A 15,037-nucleotide genomic window follows, 5' to 3' on the forward strand; every position below is an offset into this window, starting at 1 on the left:
GATCAGGCGTTGGAATAGCGCTCGGTTTCCGGCATCCAGCGCTCAATTAACGCTGCCGCCTGTTCGGGGTAGCGTTCATGAATATGGCGTGCGAGGCGTTGAACTTCCGGGATCATGGCCTGATCGCGCAGCAAATCCGCCACCTTAAATTCGGCATTTCCCGTCTGACGCGTGCCCAGCAATTCGCCCGGGCCGCGTATCTCAAGGTCTTTTTGTGCAATCACAAAACCGTCGTTGCTGTCGCGCAGCACCTGCAAACGCATCTGGGCAGTTTTTGAGAGCGGCGCTTTATAGAGCAGCACGCAGTGGGAGGCCACTGCGCCACGCCCAACGCGCCCACGCAGTTGGTGGAGCTGAGCAAGGCCAAGACGCTCCGGGTTTTCGATGATCATCAGGCTGGAGTTGGGGACGTCGACGCCCACTTCAATAACCGTCGTCGCGACCAGTAAATGCAGCTCACCCTGTTTGAACGCCTGCATCACCGCCTGTTTTTCGGCAGGCTTCATGCGCCCGTGAACCAGACCCACGTTTAGCTCCGGCAGCGCCAGCTTTAGCTCTTCCCACGTTGCTTCAGCAGCCTGCGCTTCAAGCAGTTCTGACTCTTCAATCAGGGTGCAGACCCAATAGGCCTGACGCCCTTCGTGGGTACAGGCGTTGCGCACGCGGTCGATGATATCGCTGCGGCGCGTATCCGGTATGGCGACCGTCGTGACCGGCGTACGCCCCGGCGGCAGTTCATCGATGGTGGAGGTATCCAGATCGGCATAGGCGGTCATCGCCAGGGTGCGCGGGATTGGCGTGGCGGTCATGATCAGCTGATGCGGATGGAAGCCCTGCTGCAGCCCTTTTTCCCACAGCGCCAGACGTTGATGCACGCCGAAGCGGTGCTGTTCGTCGATAATCACCAGCGCAAGGCCGTTAAACAGTACCTGCTCCTGGAAGATAGCGTGTGTGCCGACAATCATCTGCACCTGGCCGCTGGCGATGGCTTCCTGCTGCGCAAGACGCGCTTTGCCTTTTTGCTTCCCGGCAAGCCAGCCTACCTCAATCCCGAGCGGCGCGAACCAGGCGCGGAAATTATTGGCGTGCTGTTCAGCCAGCAGCTCAGTCGGCGCCATCAGCGCCACCTGTTTACCGTGGGCAATCGCGCGCAGTGCTGCCAGGGCGGCAACCAGCGTTTTACCGGACCCGACGTCGCCCTGCACCAGGCGCATCATCGGCACGTCGAGTGCCATATCGCGTTCAATCTCGGCCGTTACGCGCGCTTGTGCGCCGGTCGGCTTAAACGGCAGAGAGGCCAGCAGCTTATCTTTGAGCGCATCATTCTGGCTTAACGGCTGAGCGTGGAAACGCTGCGCGCCTGCGCGAAGCGCCAGCATGCTCAGGTTATGTGCCAGTAATTCCTCAAGGATAAGACGCCGTTGTGCGGGATGTTTGCCGCTTTCTAAATCGCTGAGCTGTAATGTGGGTGGTGGACGATGCAGTGTGCGCAATGCCTCGGGCAGGCTCATCATGCCCTGTGCCAGCTCGGGGGGCAGAAGTTCGGCAATCGCGCAGGTATCCAGCAGCTCCAGCGCCTGATCGGTGAGTTTACGCAGCGTTGCCTGCTTAATACCTTCAGTCGTCGGGTAAACCGGCGTAAGCGTCTCCTGCAGTTCCGGTGTGCTAAGGTCGCCCTGCACGCGGTACTCCGGGTGGATCATCTCTGCGCCGTATTTACCGCGTTTGGCTTCGCCATAGGCCAGCACTCGGCGGCCTGTCGCCAGGCTGTTTTTCATCGCTGCGCTGAAGTTGAAAAAACGCATGGTGAGAATGCCGGTACCGTCGCTGATCTGACAGGTCATCATCCGGCGTCCACCAAACGTGATGTTGCAGTTCAGGACTTCGCCTTCAACGGTGGCGTAAATGGCAGGCAGCAGATCGCCAATTTTGTAGAGCTGAGTGCGGTCTTCGTAACGCAGAGGGAGGTGCAGGAGGAGATCCTGCACGGTATGCAGGCCAATTTTTGCCAGCTTACTGCTTTGCGCCGCGCCCACGCCCGTCAGGCTATTGAGCGGAATGGCATCCAGCAGGCGGCCTTTCATCAGTTACCCGGCGTACTGCATAGTGGACCACCACTCGGCATCGGCTTCAATTTCGCCCTGCGCGTTGACGTGGGGGTAAGGCAATTTTTTCTGCTTCGCGACGCGAGCCAGCACCGGATAACCGCCTTCAAACAGCAGGCGCTGCTGTTCCTCTTCCGGCAGCATACTGTTGCTGCGCTCGTACATTCCGGCGTTCTGGCGCTGGCGCTGCGCTTCATACAGAATCAGCGCAGAGGCAACCGACACGTTCAGGGACTGAACCATACCGATCATCGGGATGATGATGTCCTGATCCGCCAGATCCAGCGCTTCCTGGGTGATCCCGGTTTTCTCCTGCCCCATCAAAATGCAGGTTGGGCGGGTGTAGTCGATCTCGCGGAAATCCACAGCTTTAGCAGAAAGGTGAGTCGCAAGAACCTGCATACCGCGGCCTTTCAGGTGCGATACGGCTTCACCAATCGTCTGATGCGTTTTGACGGACACCCAGCTGTTGCTGCCTGCGGCAGCAGACACCATGTTTCGCATGCGGGTGCCCGGCCAGACGGCGTGCACTTCATGCACGCCGACGGCGTCTGCGGTACGAACGATAGCAGAGACGTTATGAGGCTTATGAACCTGCTCCATGCAGACCGTCAGGTCAGGCTGACGCCTGGCGAGCATTTCGCAGATACGTGTATAACGTTGTGAATTCATAAACCTAGTTTCGGTTTCGGGTAACTTTAATCACGTCCGGCATGACGCGGATCTTGCGCATAATATTCGCCAGATGCACGCGGTCGCGGGCGGTCAGACGAATAAAGGCGCTATAAACGCGGCCGTCTTTTTCTTCCGTATTCAGGCTCTGAATGTTGGACGAGGCCGTGTTGATCGCTGCCGTCAGGTTTGCCAGGGCACCCTGGTGATTGAACATATCCACCTTAATTTCGGTGATAAATTCCTGCGCCGTCTCTTTGTCCCACTCGACCGCCATAAACTTCTCGGCTTCTTTCTGGTAGCCGCGAATGTTACGACAGGATTCATGGTGGATAACCAGCCCTTTGCCGGGGCTGACGTGCGCAATAATCGGGTCACCTGGGATTGGACGGCAACATTTTGCGAAGGTGATCAGCACCCCGTCCGCGCCTTTGATTGGCAGATGAGCGTGGCCGGATGCGCCTGGAGCAGAAGGTATCGCTTCGCCCTGCTGCAGGTTTTTCGCCACCACGACGCTCATGGCGTTACCGAGACCAATTTCCGCCAGCAGATCGTCCAGAGACGTTAGCTTCATGCGGTCGAGTTCGCGCTGGATATGCTCTGGTGGAATTTCAGCCAGCTTACGGCTACCGCCCAACGCGTGGTTGAGCAGACGGCGTCCCAGGCTGACGGAGTCGTCGCGCTTGAGGTTTTTCAGCAACTGGCGAATTTTGGCGCGCGCTTTGGAGCTCACCACAAAGTTCAGCCAGGCCGCGTTCGGGCGTGCGCCCGGTGCGGTAATAATTTCTACCGTCTGGCCGCTGGAGAGCGGCTGAGACAGCGGGTAAGGCTGTCTGTCGACGCGTGCGCCCACGCAGGCATGCCCGATATCGGTATGTACTGCGTAAGCAAAGTCGACCGGCGTTGCGCCCGCAGGCAGTTCGACAATGCGACCTTCTGGGGTGAAAACGTAAATCTCATCCGGGAAGAGATCGGATTTCACGCTCTCGATAAATTCAAAGGAGCTACCCGCACTCTGCTGCAGTTCCAGCAGGCTCTGCATCCAGCGCTGGGCGCGGATCTGTGCAGTCGTGCTGCTTTCGCCACCGTGCTCTTTATACGCCCAGTGCGCGGCGACACCCATCTCTGCCATCTGGTCCATGTCTTCGGTGCGGATCTGCACTTCGACAGGCACGCCGTGTGGACCGATCATCGAGGTATGCAAAGATTGATAGCCGTTCGCTTTTGGAATAGCGATGTAATCTTTCATGCGCCCCGGACGCGGTTTGTAGAGGCTGTGCATCTGCCCCAGCACGCGATAGCAGGTATCGGCATCGTGGACGATCACGCGGAACGCGTAAATATCCATGATCGAGTGAAAACGCTGCTCTTTGAGCACCATTTTGCAGTAAATCGAGTACAGATGTTTCTCGCGACCGCTGACGCGGCACGGAATACCCGCTTCCTGTAAACGCCCTTCAATTTCCGAGAGGATCTTTTGAATCATCTCTTTACGGTTACCGCGTGCGGCTTTCACCACCTCTTTAATGACGCGATAGCGGTTCGGGTATAACGCTTCAAAACCCAGCTCTTCCAGCTCGGTTTTAATGTGGTGAATACCTAAACGGTGCGCCAGCGGACTGTAAATTTCCAGGGTTTCACGAGCAATGCGGCGACGCTTGTCCGGGCGAAGTGAGCCCAGCGTGCGCATGTTGTGGGTACGGTCAGCGAGTTTGATGAGAATGACGCGGATATCCTGCACCATCGCCATAATCATCTTGCGGAAGTTTTCGGCTTGCGCCTCTTTCTTGTCGCGGAATTTCAGCTTATCAAGCTTAGAGACCCCTTCCACCAGTTCGGCAACGCTTTTGCCAAACAGCTGTTCCATATCCTGGTAGGTGGCAGGGGTATCTTCGATCACGTCATGCAGCAGTGCAGCCATCAGCGTTTCGTAGTCGAGTTTCATCTCGGCCAGAATGCAGGCTACCGCAACAGGGTGCGTGATGTAGGGTTCACCGCTTGAACGTGTCTGGCCCTCGTGAGCGTCACGTGCAACGAGATACGCCTGCTGAAGACGCTTAATCTGGTCTTCAGGCAGGTAGGTTTGAATCAGTTGATTCAGGCTTTCAAACAGATACAAGGGCGACCCGCAGGTTTAATTAACGACGACCTTCAGCAATGGCGGTTACGGCCTGCAGTTCTGCGGCTTCCTGCTCTTGCTGCTCCTGGCGCTCACGCACGTCGAGGATCTGGTTGTTGATCAGACCTTCTTCGATTTCGCGAAGTGCAATAACGGTGGTTTTATCGTTTTCTTCCGGTACCAGCGGATCTTTACCGCCTACCTGCATCTGACGAGCGCGACGCGCGGCGACCAGTACCAGGTCAAAACGGTTACCAATTTTCTCTACAGCGTCCTGAACAGTTACGCGTGCCATACTTAAAATGCTCCACAGGTGAAGAAATGACTGGGCATGATACTGAAAGTGGGTTCAGTCTGCCAACAGTTTGGTGATTAATGCGTCATGTCGCTGCTTCTGGCGGCTCATACGCAGACGTTCTGCGCGAAGGATGGTTTTGAGATCGCTCAGCGCGGCATCAAAATCATCATTCACAATAAGGTAATCATATTCCGCGTAATGGCTCATTTCTGCAACTGCCTGGGCCATACGCTTTGCAATCACGTCTTCGCTGTCCTGACCACGGCCACGCAGACGGCGATCCAGCTCATCTTTCGATGGCGGTAAAATAAAGATACTGCGTGACTCCGGCATTTTCTTGCGAATTTGCTGTGCGCCCTGCCAGTCGATATCCAGGAAGACATTCACGCCCGTGGCCAGAACCTGCTCAATGGTTTCACGCGAGGTACCGTAGTAGTTACCAAACACTTCAGCGTGTTCAAGAAACGCATCCCTGGCGATCATCGCTCTGAACTCGTCGTGATCCACAAAGAAATAGTGTTCACCGTGCACTTCACCCGGACGCGGCTGACGCGTGGTGTGAGAAACAGATACCTGTGTGTCGTACAACGGTTGGGTTTTTAACAGTGCCTGAATAAGGCTGGATTTACCCGCGCCACTAGGGGCAGAAACAATATAAAGCGTGCCTTGAGCCATGAGAGTCTTTTGTATGTGTTAGCGAAGAAGTCCTACATACGGGCTTATTATACACGTCGGCGCAGTGTGACGTAGCCTTTGTCACACTTTTTCCCCTGGATTATTGAATTTTACGTACCGTTTTCAGGTTTTACCCGCGGTTTGCTGCAATAAAAATGAATACTGGATAGCGTCTCGCATGATGAGAAGTTGTTATTAGCCATGTTTCTCACGTCAGGTTATACCTCCGGCATTGCAAAGGAGGGGTAGCGATGTGGAGATGGATAAGCGGGTTAATGCTGTTGTGGTGTGGTTATGGGGCGGCGGTGTGTCCGGTGTGGTCACAGGCTAAAGCCGGAAAAGAGATTGCATCCTTAAGCGCACAGATCAAACGCTGGGATGAAGCCTACTGGAAGCAGGGCGTCAGCGAGGTCAACGACGAGGTATACGACCAGCTCAACGGACGCTTAGCCCAATGGCAGCGCTGTTTTGGCCATGATCTCTCAGAGAACACCTTACCTGCGCTGACGGGAAGCGTAAAACATCCTGTTGCCCATACGGGGGTGCATAAGGCCGCCAGCAAAGAAGCGCTAGGTCAGTGGATGCGAGGCCAGAAAAATCTCTGGATGCAGCCAAAAGTCGACGGCGTGGCGGTGACGCTGGTGTATCGCAACGGAAAGCTCGCCCAGGCTATTAGTCGCGGTAATGGGTTAAAAGGTGAGGACTGGACCGCTCGCGTGCGTTTGATTCCGTCAGTGCCTAAAGAGGTATCCGGCGCGCTGGCAAACAGCGTCCTGCAGGGGGAGCTTTTCTGGATGCGCGAGAATCATATTCAGCGGCAGATGGGCGGAATGAATGCACGCGCAAAAGTGGCGGGGGCGATGATGCGGCAGAACGACGGTGCGCTTCTGAACCAGACAGGAATATTTATCTGGGCCTGGCCGGATGGTCCGAAAGAGATGAAAAGTATGCTTTCGGCGCTGTCCGGAGCTGGGTTTTCCCTGACGGCGCCCTATACCTTGCCCGCCCGAACGGTTGATGAAGTTGAAAAGCAGCGTTTGGCCTGGCTAAACACAGCATTACCCTTTGCCACGGATGGCATTGTGGTTCGGTCCGCGGAGTCGCCTTCAGGGGAGCGCTGGCTGCCTGGCGAAGGCAACTGGGTCATGGCGTGGAAATATCCGCCAGTTGCGCAGATTGCTGAGGTCAGGGATATTCATTTTTCAGTTGGGCGTACGGGTAAAATTTCCGTCGTGGCGGCGCTGGAGCCGGTGCAACTGGATGATAAACAGGTACAGCGGGTGAGCCTGGGGTCGGTTGGACGCTGGCAGAGGCTGGATATTGCCCCTGGCGATCAGATCCAGGTGAGCCTTGCCGGGCTGGGTATCCCACGGTTTGATAAGGTTATCTGGCGAGGGACGGACAGACAAAAACCAGAACCACCGGCCTCGCGTTTTCACTCCCTGAGCTGTTTTTATGCTTCGCCAGAGTGTATGGAACAGTTCTTCGCCCGGTTGACGTGGCTCAGTTCTAAGCAGGTATTCAACATTGAAGGATTAGGCGAGTCAGGCTGGCGAACACTCTGGCAGGCGCATCGTTTTGAACATCTCTTCTCATGGCTGCTCTTAACGCAGGCGCAGCTCCAGTCTACGCCGGGGTTTTCTCCAGCGCGGGGGCTGGCGCTCTGGCATCGCTTCAACCTGGTACGTGAACAACCTTTTATCCACTGGATGATGGCGTTGGGTGCGCCATTGCCACAAGCCTCGCTGAAGGCGTTGGGGGATATGTCATGGCAACAGATGCGTGAACGCAGCGCAAAGGCGTGGCAGGCCTTGCCGGGTACGGGGGAAGAGAGGACGCGGCAGATCGTGAGCTGGATAAATGCACCAGAGATTGATGTGCTGGTCCGGTGGCTTGCCCGGCAGCACATCAACGGTTTCTGAGATCAGTGTACGCCGTGCTTATAGTGAAACACGGGCAGTCCCAGCTTCAGACGCAGCGCCAGCATGCGGGCCGTAAAGCCAAACAGCAGCGTAGAGATAACCACCACATCATGGTTAGAAACATAATGCTGCAGGGCGATGTAGAGCACCGCCGCGGCGAAGGAAATGCCGGCATACAGCTCTTTTTGAAAGACCAGGGGAATGCGTTTGCAGAACATATCGCGCAGTACGCCGCCAAACACCCCTGTGACCACAGCAGCAATCGTGGCGATAACCGGCCCTTCACCCATATCGAGCGCGATCTGTGCACCGATGATAGAAAAGACAATCAGCCCCAGCGCATCCAGCACCAGAAACAGGCGGCGCAGATGGGGCATAACGGGTGCCACAATGGTGGTTAATACGGCGGCTGTTGCCACGATAATCACATACTCAGGGTGTTTAACCCAGCCGAGAGGGTAATGGCCAAGCAGGATATCGCGCACGGATCCGCCGCCCAGCGCGGTCGCGGTGGCAATAATGATCACGCCGAAGGTGTCCATGCGGCGTCGTCCGGCTGCAAGTGCGCCGGTCATGGCTTCTGCGGTGATACCAATAAGATAAAGAGTGTGAAGCAGCATATACCCTCCGGTCAGAACGCGGGCAGGTTAGCGATTTGTGCGCAAGATCACGATTGAGATTTTCTAAGGTGAATGAGTTTTCCCTACAAAATTTTATCAATTTGTATCAGGCAGGCTTGATGAACATGGAAGAGATGGGGAGTGATGTGAAAATATGGATTAGAAATAATAATGGGTGGCGTCCAGCGGATACCACCCGAGAGTAATTATTCGATGTTCTGGATCTGCTCTCGCATCTGCTCAATCAGCACCTTCAGCTCGATCGCTGAGTTAGTCACTTCAGCATTGATCGACTTAGATGCCAGGGTGTTCGACTCGCGGTTGAACTCCTGCATCATAAAGTCGAGGCGGCGGCCTACCGCTTCCTTCTTCTTCAGGATGTTGTAGGTCTCTTTCACGTGTGCTTCCAGACGATCCAGCTCTTCGGCAACGTCAATACGCTGCGCCATCAGCACCAGCTCTTGTTCCAGACGGGTGTTTTCCAGCTGAACTTCCGCTTCTTCCAGTTTGGCTACCAGACGCTCGCGCTGCCATTGCAGCACTTCCGGCATATGGGTGCGGACTTTTGCCACTTCGGCGCTTACGCCTTCAAGACGCTGCTCAATCATCGCTTTCAGCGCCTGGCCTTCGGTTTCGCGGGCAACGATAAAGTCATCCAGGGTTCCGTCGAGGGCGGCAAGGATTTCGGCGGCGATGGCATCCAGATCCTGCTCACCGGCAGCCATGACGCCAGGCCAGCGCAGAATATCAACCGGGTTGATTTCGCCTTCATCACTTTGCATTTTGACCCAGTTCGCCGCATTCACGAGCTGTTTAGCCAGTTTTTCATTCAGGATCAGTTCGCCCTGCGCACTGGCATCAGGCTCAAAACGCAGGTTACATTCCACTTTACCGCGCGTCAGACGAGTACGGATGCGCTCGCGTACAACGGGCTCGAGGCTGCGGAACTGCTCCGGCATACGGAAATATGTTTCCAGATAGCGCTGGTTTACCGAGCGCATTTCCCAGGTAGCGCTACCCCAGCTACCCTTGATTTCACGCCGGGCGTAGGCGGTCATACTGCGGATCATAGACATTCCCGTTTTTAAAGGAGAGATGGGGGGATTATAGCTTTCGGGGGCTTCTCAGGATAGGAATAAGCGTCCTTTATCCGTATAATGCGCAGCCACATTCGTTTCAAGCCGGAGAATCCATCATGCGTCCATCAGGTCGTAGCGCCAATCAGGTGCGTCCCGTCACCCTGACCCGTAACTATACAAAACACGCTGAAGGTTCCGTGCTGGTTGAGTTTGGTGACACCAAAGTACTGTGCACCGCGTCCATCGAAGAAGGTGTTCCGCGTTTCCTGAAAGGCCAGGGCCAGGGCTGGATCACCGCAGAATACGGCATGCTGCCGCGCGCGACCCACACCCGTAACGCCCGTGAAGCGGCGAAGGGTAAGCAGGGTGGCCGTACCATGGAAATTCAGCGTCTGATCGCGCGTGCGCTACGCGCCGCTGTGGACCTGAAAACTCTCGGTGAATTTACGATTACGCTCGACTGCGACGTGATTCAGGCTGATGGCGGCACGCGTACCGCGTCCATTACCGGTGCCTGTGTGGCGCTGGCCGATGCCCTGAACAAACTGGTTGCAGCCGGTAAGCTGAAAACCAACCCAATGAAAGGTATGGTTGCGGCGGTTTCCGTGGGTATCGTTAACGGTGAAGCGCTGTGCGATCTGGAATACGTCGAAGATTCCGCCGCCGAGACCGACATGAACGTAGTGATGACCGAAGATGGTCGCATCATTGAGGTGCAGGGCACGGCGGAAGGCGAGCCGTTCACCCATGAAGAACTTCTTACCCTGCTGGCTCTGGCCCGAGGGGGAATCGAATCTATTGTCACGTCGCAGAAAGCGGCGTTAGAAAATTGATTTTAAAGGCGACCAATGAGTCGCCTTTTTTTTGCCTGCAAGACAGAAACCAAAGGAGCGAATCCATGAAATCGTATCAGCGCCAGTTTATTGAGTTTGCGATTAATAAACAGGTCCTTAAGTTTGGCGAGTTTACGCTGAAATCCGGTCGTAAGAGCCCTTATTTCTTTAACGCCGGGCTGTTTAATACCGGGCGCGATCTGGCGCTGTTGGGTCGTTTCTATGCCGAAGCGCTGATGGATTCCGGAATTGATTTTGACCTGCTTTTTGGCCCGGCCTACAAAGGCATTCCGATTGCGACCACCACCGCAGTAGCGCTGGCGGAACATCACGATCGCGACGTGCCGTACTGCTTTAACCGTAAAGAGGCTAAAACCCACGGTGAAGGCGGTAACCTGGTCGGCAGTGCACTGCAGGGCCGCGTGATGCTGGTGGACGATGTGATCACCGCAGGCACTGCGATTCGTGAATCGATGGAGATTATCCAGGCTCACGGCGCGACGCTGGCTGGCGTACTGATTTCTCTGGATCGTCAGGAGCGTGGGCGCGGCGATATCTCTGCTATCCAGGAAGTTGAGCGTGATTACGGCTGCAAAGTGACCTCTATCATTACCCTGAAAGAGCTGATTGCGTATCTGGAAGAGAAGCCTGAGATGGCGGACCATCTGGCTGCGGTGCGTGCATATCGCGAAGAGTTTGGCGTGTAGCTGAATTGCCCGGTGGCGCTACCGCTTACCGGGCCTACACCACCCGCAGGCCGGATAAGGCGAAGCCGTCATCCGGCACCGGAGTTATTGCAACTGAGCGGCGACGAGCGGCCAGCGGGCGTCAAAATCGTCCGTTGGACGGTATTTAAATTCGCTACGGACAAAGCGTGAGAGCATACCTTCACAAAACGCTAAGATCTGGCTTGCCAGCAATGTCTCATCCATCGTGTATCCTTCGCCTTCACGCATTTTCTTCTCGCGTAGTACCTGGCGCAGCTGCGCTTCAATACGTTCGAAAAGCTGATTAATGCGGCCCTGTAGCCTGTCCTGCTCAAACATCAGCGCGTGGCCAGTGAGGATACGGGTCAAGCCCGGATTACGTTCACCAAAGCCCAGAATTAACAGCACAATCAGACGCAGACGCGCGGTGGTGTCTTTTTCGTCTTTCAGAATCAGGTTGATGCGTGTGATCAGGCTGTCTTCAATAAACTCAATCAGGCTGTCGAACATCCTGGTTTTGCTGGGGAAATGACGGTACAGCGCCGCCTCAGACACGCCTACAGAGGCGGCCAGTTTAGCGGTGGTGATGCGTTGACTGCCATCGCTGGATTCAAGCATCAGAGCCAGAGATTGAAGTATTTCTTCGCGACGATTCCTTTTCGCGGTTTGTTTTTCTGCCATGTTACAAAATACCCCTGAAAATAAGCACTTGCCAGGCTGGCATCCACACAGCGACCGCAAACGGACGTTTGCGGTTTGTTATTGCATTATGGCGCTGTGAGATACGTGTTTGTTGGGCGTTTATTTGCGCCCGGAATGGCCGAAGCCGCCTTCGCCACGGTCGGTGGCGTCAAAATCTGCCACCAGGTTAAATTCTGCCTGAACCACTGGCACAAAGACCATCTGCGCGATACGCTCGCCCGGTTCAATGGTGAAGCTGTCCTGACCACGGTTCCAGACGGAAACCATCAGTTGACCCTGATAGTCGGAGTCGATCAGGCCAACCAGGTTGCCCAGCACAACGCCATGCTTATGGCCAAGGCCAGAGCGTGGCAGGATGACTGCCGCCAGAGACGGGTCAGCAATGTGAATGGCCAGGCCCGTCGGGATCAGGATGGTGGCACCCGGAGCCAGTTCTACAGCGTCGTCGAGACAGGCGCGCAGGTCAAGTCCGGCAGAGCCGGAGGTGGCATAGGTTGGCAGCGGGAATTGCTCGCCAACACGCGGGTCCAGAATCTTAACGTCGATTTTTTTCATCATAACGGGTAACGATCTCGTCCAGTAATTGTTGGCCCAGGAGTTCCTTGCGCTCAAGCGGTAAGATTTTATCTCCATCCTGCCAGAAAAGGTGCAGTGCGTTGCTGTCGCTGTTAAATCCTTGCGTGGCCAGCGATACATCGTTCGCGCAGATTAAATCGAGGTTTTTGCGCGTACGTTTTTGCCGGGCATATTCTTCCACATTATTCGTTTCTGCGGCAAACCCAACAACGTAAGGACGATGGTTTTTTAGTGCGGCGACACCGGCAACAATGTCCGGGTTTTTCACCATTTTTAGCGTTAATTCATCGCCTTGCTTTTTGATTTTCGCATCAGCGATGGTCTCGGCGCGGTAGTCTGCCACGGCCGCACAACCGATGAAAATCTGCTGGCTTTGCGCATGAGCCTGCACGACGGCTTCCATCTCCAGGGCGGTGGTGACGTTAATGCGATGCACAAAAGGCGGCGTAGGCAACGAGACCGGACCGCTTACCAGCGTGACGTTGGCGCCGCGTTTTGCGGCAGCGGCGGCAATGGCAAAACCCATTTTGCCGGAACTGTGGTTAGTGATGTAACGCACCGGGTCCAGCGGCTCGCGCGTAGGGCCCGCGGTAATCATGATGTTGAGATGTTGCAGATCGTTGACAGGCGAGAAATGGGCGGCGGCCATGTCGACAATCGTCAGTGGGTCAAGCATGCGGCCCGGGCCCACATCGCCGCAGGCCTGGCTGCCGCTGTCCGGACCCCAGATAAGCAGGCCGCGTGACGCCAGCATCTCCAGATTATGCTGGGTGGCCGCGTTACGGTACATCTGCTGGTTCATCGCAGGCACAACGGCGACCGGGGCAGGTGTAGCGAGGCATATGGTTGAAACCAAATCGTTCGCCATACCGGCCGCCACTCGGGCAATCAAATCAGCCGTGGCAGGGGCAAGAATCACGAGGTCTGCCCATTTACCAAGCTCAATATGGCCCATTGCGGCTTCGGCGGCCGGATCGAGCAGGCTGTCAGATACCGGGTACCCTGAAACGGCCTGCAGGCTCAGGGGAGTGATAAAGGCTTTGCCGCCTTCGGTTATCGCGACCCGCACATCCGCCCCGCGCTCGCGCAGACGACGCACCAGCTCCGGCGCTTTATAGGCAGCAATACCGCCGCTTACGCCAAGAACGATTTTTTTACCGGCCAGGCTCATCATGATTCTTTCCTGTTGGGTTTCACCAGAGAGCGGGCATTTTATCACAATCCCCTGAGCGGGGTGATTTTGTCCTTAGCTCACTTTGCGAGGCGCTACGCAAGAACGATACGAGGCCGTCGAGTGCCTGACTGGCCTGTGGCAGCATGTGGGTAAAAAGGGAGAAAGAGCATGGAAGAAGAGGATGAACTGCTGCTGCCGCGCGAAAAGTTGCTGCGCAACGGCGTCACCCCATTAACAGACGATGAGCTGCTGGCGCTCTTTTTGCGTACCGGGACCCCGGGGAAAACGGTCTTTACGCTGGCAAAAGAGCTGATCGCTCATTTCGGTTCACTGTATGGCTTGCTGACCGCCGACCTGGCGCAGTTTAAGCATATTGGCGGGATCGGCGTGGCGAAATATGCTCAGCTGAGGGCGATTGCCGAGCTGGCCCGCCGTTTTAACAATGTCCGCCTGGAGAAGGAGGCACCGATCCTGACGCCAGCGATGACGCGTGAATTCCTGCAAAGTCAGTTAACCGATGTTGAACGCGAGATCTTTATGGTGATCTTTCTCGACAACAGGAACCGGGTGCTGAAACACAGCCATCTTTTTTCGGGTACCCTGAACCATGTTGAGGTACATCCGCGTGAAATTGTGCGCGAAGCGATAAAAGTGAATGCAGCGGGCGTGATCCTCGCGCATAATCACCCCTCTGGCTGTGCAGAACCGAGCAGAGCTGACAAAGAAATGACCGAGCGCATTATCAAATGCTGTCAATTCATGGACATTCGTGTGCTGGATCATCTGATAATTGGCCGCGGAGAGTACCTTTCTTTTGCCGAACATGGCTGGATTTAGGCTATTTCTGGCGATCCATCGGGATCTTTGTCTGTTCGGGACTTGAGCACACCGCCGAGTCAGCGTATACTACGCCACCTTTGAGAATCTCGGGTTTGGCATTTGGGCCTGGCAATCGAGAGTTCACTTAGAACTATGCGATGACCGGGCTGTAAAGCCTGACGAGGCGCCGATACCCCATACGAAGCTCGAGCTAATTTGATTTTTGGAGAATAGACATGTCCCGAGTCTGCCAAGTTACTGGCAAGCGTCCGGTGACCGGTAACAACCGTTCCCACGCACTGAACGCGACTAAACGCCGTTTCCTGCCGAACCTGCACTCTCACCGTTTCTGGGTTGAGAGCGAGAAGCGTTTTGTCACCCTGCGTGTATCTGCTAAAGGTATGCGTGTAATTGATAAGAAAGGCATCGATACAGTTCTGTCTGAACTGCGTGCCCGTGGCGAAAAGTACTAAGTACTTAAAGAGGAAATAAATCATGGCTAAAGGTATTCGCGAGAAAATCAAGCTGGTTTCTTCTGCTGGTACAGGTCACTTCTACACCACCACGAAGAACAAACGTACTAAGCCGGAAAAACTGGAACTGAAAAAATTCGATCCAGTTGTACGCCAGCACGTACTGTACAAAGAAGCTAAAATCAAATAATTTTAGCCTCCTTGTATTGAAAAACCCCGCAACTGCGGGGTTTTTTGCATTCTGCATCTCAACGGAGGAACCA

General features: G+C 55.3%; 16 protein-coding genes. 6 read left to right on the top strand and 10 right to left on the bottom strand.

Translation table 11 applies throughout. The features are described from left to right. Window positions 1-2: 2 nt before the first annotated feature. Genes recG through gmk form a run of 5 tightly spaced genes read right to left on the bottom strand, consistent with a single transcriptional unit; the run spans window position 3 to window position 5,869 of the window. Window positions 3-2,084: an ATP-dependent DNA helicase RecG gene (gene recG, locus L977_RS18745; protein WP_047626550.1), complete on the bottom strand. Its 2,082-nt coding sequence runs from the start codon at window positions 2,082-2,084 to the stop codon at window positions 3-5. 3 nt (window positions 2,085-2,087) lie between these two features. Continuing rightward, on the bottom strand, window positions 2,088-2,777 hold the full coding sequence (gene trmH / locus L977_RS18750) for a tRNA (guanosine(18)-2'-O)-methyltransferase TrmH (protein WP_014881975.1): 690 nt from the start codon (window positions 2,775-2,777) through the stop codon (window positions 2,088-2,090). Between the two features lie 4 nt (window positions 2,778-2,781). Then, on the bottom strand, window positions 2,782-4,896 hold the full coding sequence (gene spoT / locus L977_RS18755; protein WP_014881976.1) for a bifunctional GTP diphosphokinase/guanosine-3',5'-bis pyrophosphate 3'-pyrophosphohydrolase: 2,115 nt from the start codon (window positions 4,894-4,896) through the stop codon (window positions 2,782-2,784). Window positions 4,897-4,915: 19 nt separating this feature from the next. Further along, window positions 4,916-5,191: a DNA-directed RNA polymerase subunit omega gene (gene rpoZ / locus L977_RS18760; RefSeq protein WP_000135058.1), complete on the bottom strand. Its 276-nt coding sequence runs from the start codon at window positions 5,189-5,191 to the stop codon at window positions 4,916-4,918. A 54-nt stretch (window positions 5,192-5,245) separates the two neighbouring features. After that, the gene (gmk, locus tag L977_RS18765; RefSeq protein WP_014881977.1) at window positions 5,246-5,869 is read right to left on the bottom strand and encodes a guanylate kinase; all 624 of its coding nucleotides are present in this window, start codon (window positions 5,867-5,869) and stop codon (window positions 5,246-5,248) included. A gap of 251 nt (window positions 5,870-6,120) precedes the next feature. On the opposite strand from gmk, the gene ligB reads away from it, so the two are divergent. Further along, a complete protein-coding gene (gene ligB, locus L977_RS18770; RefSeq protein ID WP_045269341.1) occupies window positions 6,121-7,791 on the top strand; it encodes an NAD-dependent DNA ligase LigB in 1,671 nt (556 codons plus the stop codon). Window positions 7,792-7,793: 2 nt separating this feature from the next. Here the strand turns inward: ligB and L977_RS18775 are convergent, their stop codons facing one another. Beyond that, complete coding sequence (locus tag L977_RS18775; protein WP_023331717.1) at window positions 7,794-8,411, bottom strand: trimeric intracellular cation channel family protein; 618 nt, start codon at window positions 8,409-8,411, stop codon at window positions 7,794-7,796. A gap of 206 nt (window positions 8,412-8,617) precedes the next feature. Continuing rightward, entirely contained in the window at window positions 8,618-9,481 is an 864-nt protein-coding gene (locus tag L977_RS18780; RefSeq protein ID WP_008502687.1) for a YicC/YloC family endoribonuclease, read from the bottom strand. A gap of 125 nt (window positions 9,482-9,606) precedes the next feature. On the opposite strand from L977_RS18780, the gene rph reads away from it, so the two are divergent. Further along, window positions 9,607-10,323 (top strand): ribonuclease PH, encoded by a 717-nt coding sequence (gene rph / locus L977_RS18785; RefSeq protein ID WP_023331718.1) that lies wholly within the window; start codon window positions 9,607-9,609, stop codon window positions 10,321-10,323. Window positions 10,324-10,388: 65 nt separating this feature from the next. Further along, window positions 10,389-11,030, top strand: a complete 642-nt coding sequence (pyrE, locus tag L977_RS18790; protein ID WP_023331719.1) for an orotate phosphoribosyltransferase — start codon at window positions 10,389-10,391, stop codon at window positions 11,028-11,030. Between the two features lie 84 nt (window positions 11,031-11,114). On the opposite strand, the gene slmA is transcribed toward pyrE, so the two are convergent. From slmA to coaBC, 3 genes are all read right to left on the bottom strand, one after another. Then, window positions 11,115-11,711, bottom strand: a complete 597-nt coding sequence (gene slmA / locus L977_RS18795) for a nucleoid occlusion factor SlmA (RefSeq protein WP_014881982.1) — start codon at window positions 11,709-11,711, stop codon at window positions 11,115-11,117. Between the two features lie 120 nt (window positions 11,712-11,831). Continuing rightward, window positions 11,832-12,290, bottom strand: a complete 459-nt coding sequence (dut, locus tag L977_RS18800) for a dUTP diphosphatase (RefSeq protein WP_047626552.1) — start codon at window positions 12,288-12,290, stop codon at window positions 11,832-11,834. After that, window positions 12,268-13,479, bottom strand: a complete 1,212-nt coding sequence (gene coaBC / locus L977_RS18805; protein ID WP_156118185.1) for a bifunctional phosphopantothenoylcysteine decarboxylase/phosphopantothenate--cysteine ligase CoaBC — start codon at window positions 13,477-13,479, stop codon at window positions 12,268-12,270. The genes dut and coaBC overlap by 23 nt, the downstream gene beginning before the upstream one ends. A gap of 171 nt (window positions 13,480-13,650) precedes the next feature. On the opposite strand from coaBC, the gene radC reads away from it, so the two are divergent. From radC to rpmG, 3 genes are all read left to right on the top strand, one after another. Beyond that, window positions 13,651-14,319: a RadC family protein gene (gene radC, locus L977_RS18810; RefSeq protein ID WP_014881984.1), complete on the top strand. Its 669-nt coding sequence runs from the start codon at window positions 13,651-13,653 to the stop codon at window positions 14,317-14,319. 218 nt (window positions 14,320-14,537) lie between these two features. Continuing rightward, window positions 14,538-14,774 carry a 50S ribosomal protein L28 gene (gene rpmB, locus L977_RS18815; protein ID WP_002436699.1) on the top strand — a complete coding sequence of 79 codons (237 nt, stop codon included), beginning with the start codon at window positions 14,538-14,540 and terminating at the stop codon, window positions 14,772-14,774. A 22-nt stretch (window positions 14,775-14,796) separates the two neighbouring features. Beyond that, window positions 14,797-14,964, top strand: a complete 168-nt coding sequence (gene rpmG / locus L977_RS18820) for a 50S ribosomal protein L33 (protein ID WP_003024094.1) — start codon at window positions 14,797-14,799, stop codon at window positions 14,962-14,964. Window positions 14,965-15,037 lie beyond the last annotated feature (73 nt).

The sequence above is a fragment of the Enterobacter sp. ZOR0014 genome (genome assembly GCF_000798855.1).
Lineage (GTDB): Bacteria > Pseudomonadota > Gammaproteobacteria > Enterobacterales > Enterobacteriaceae > Enterobacter > Enterobacter kobei.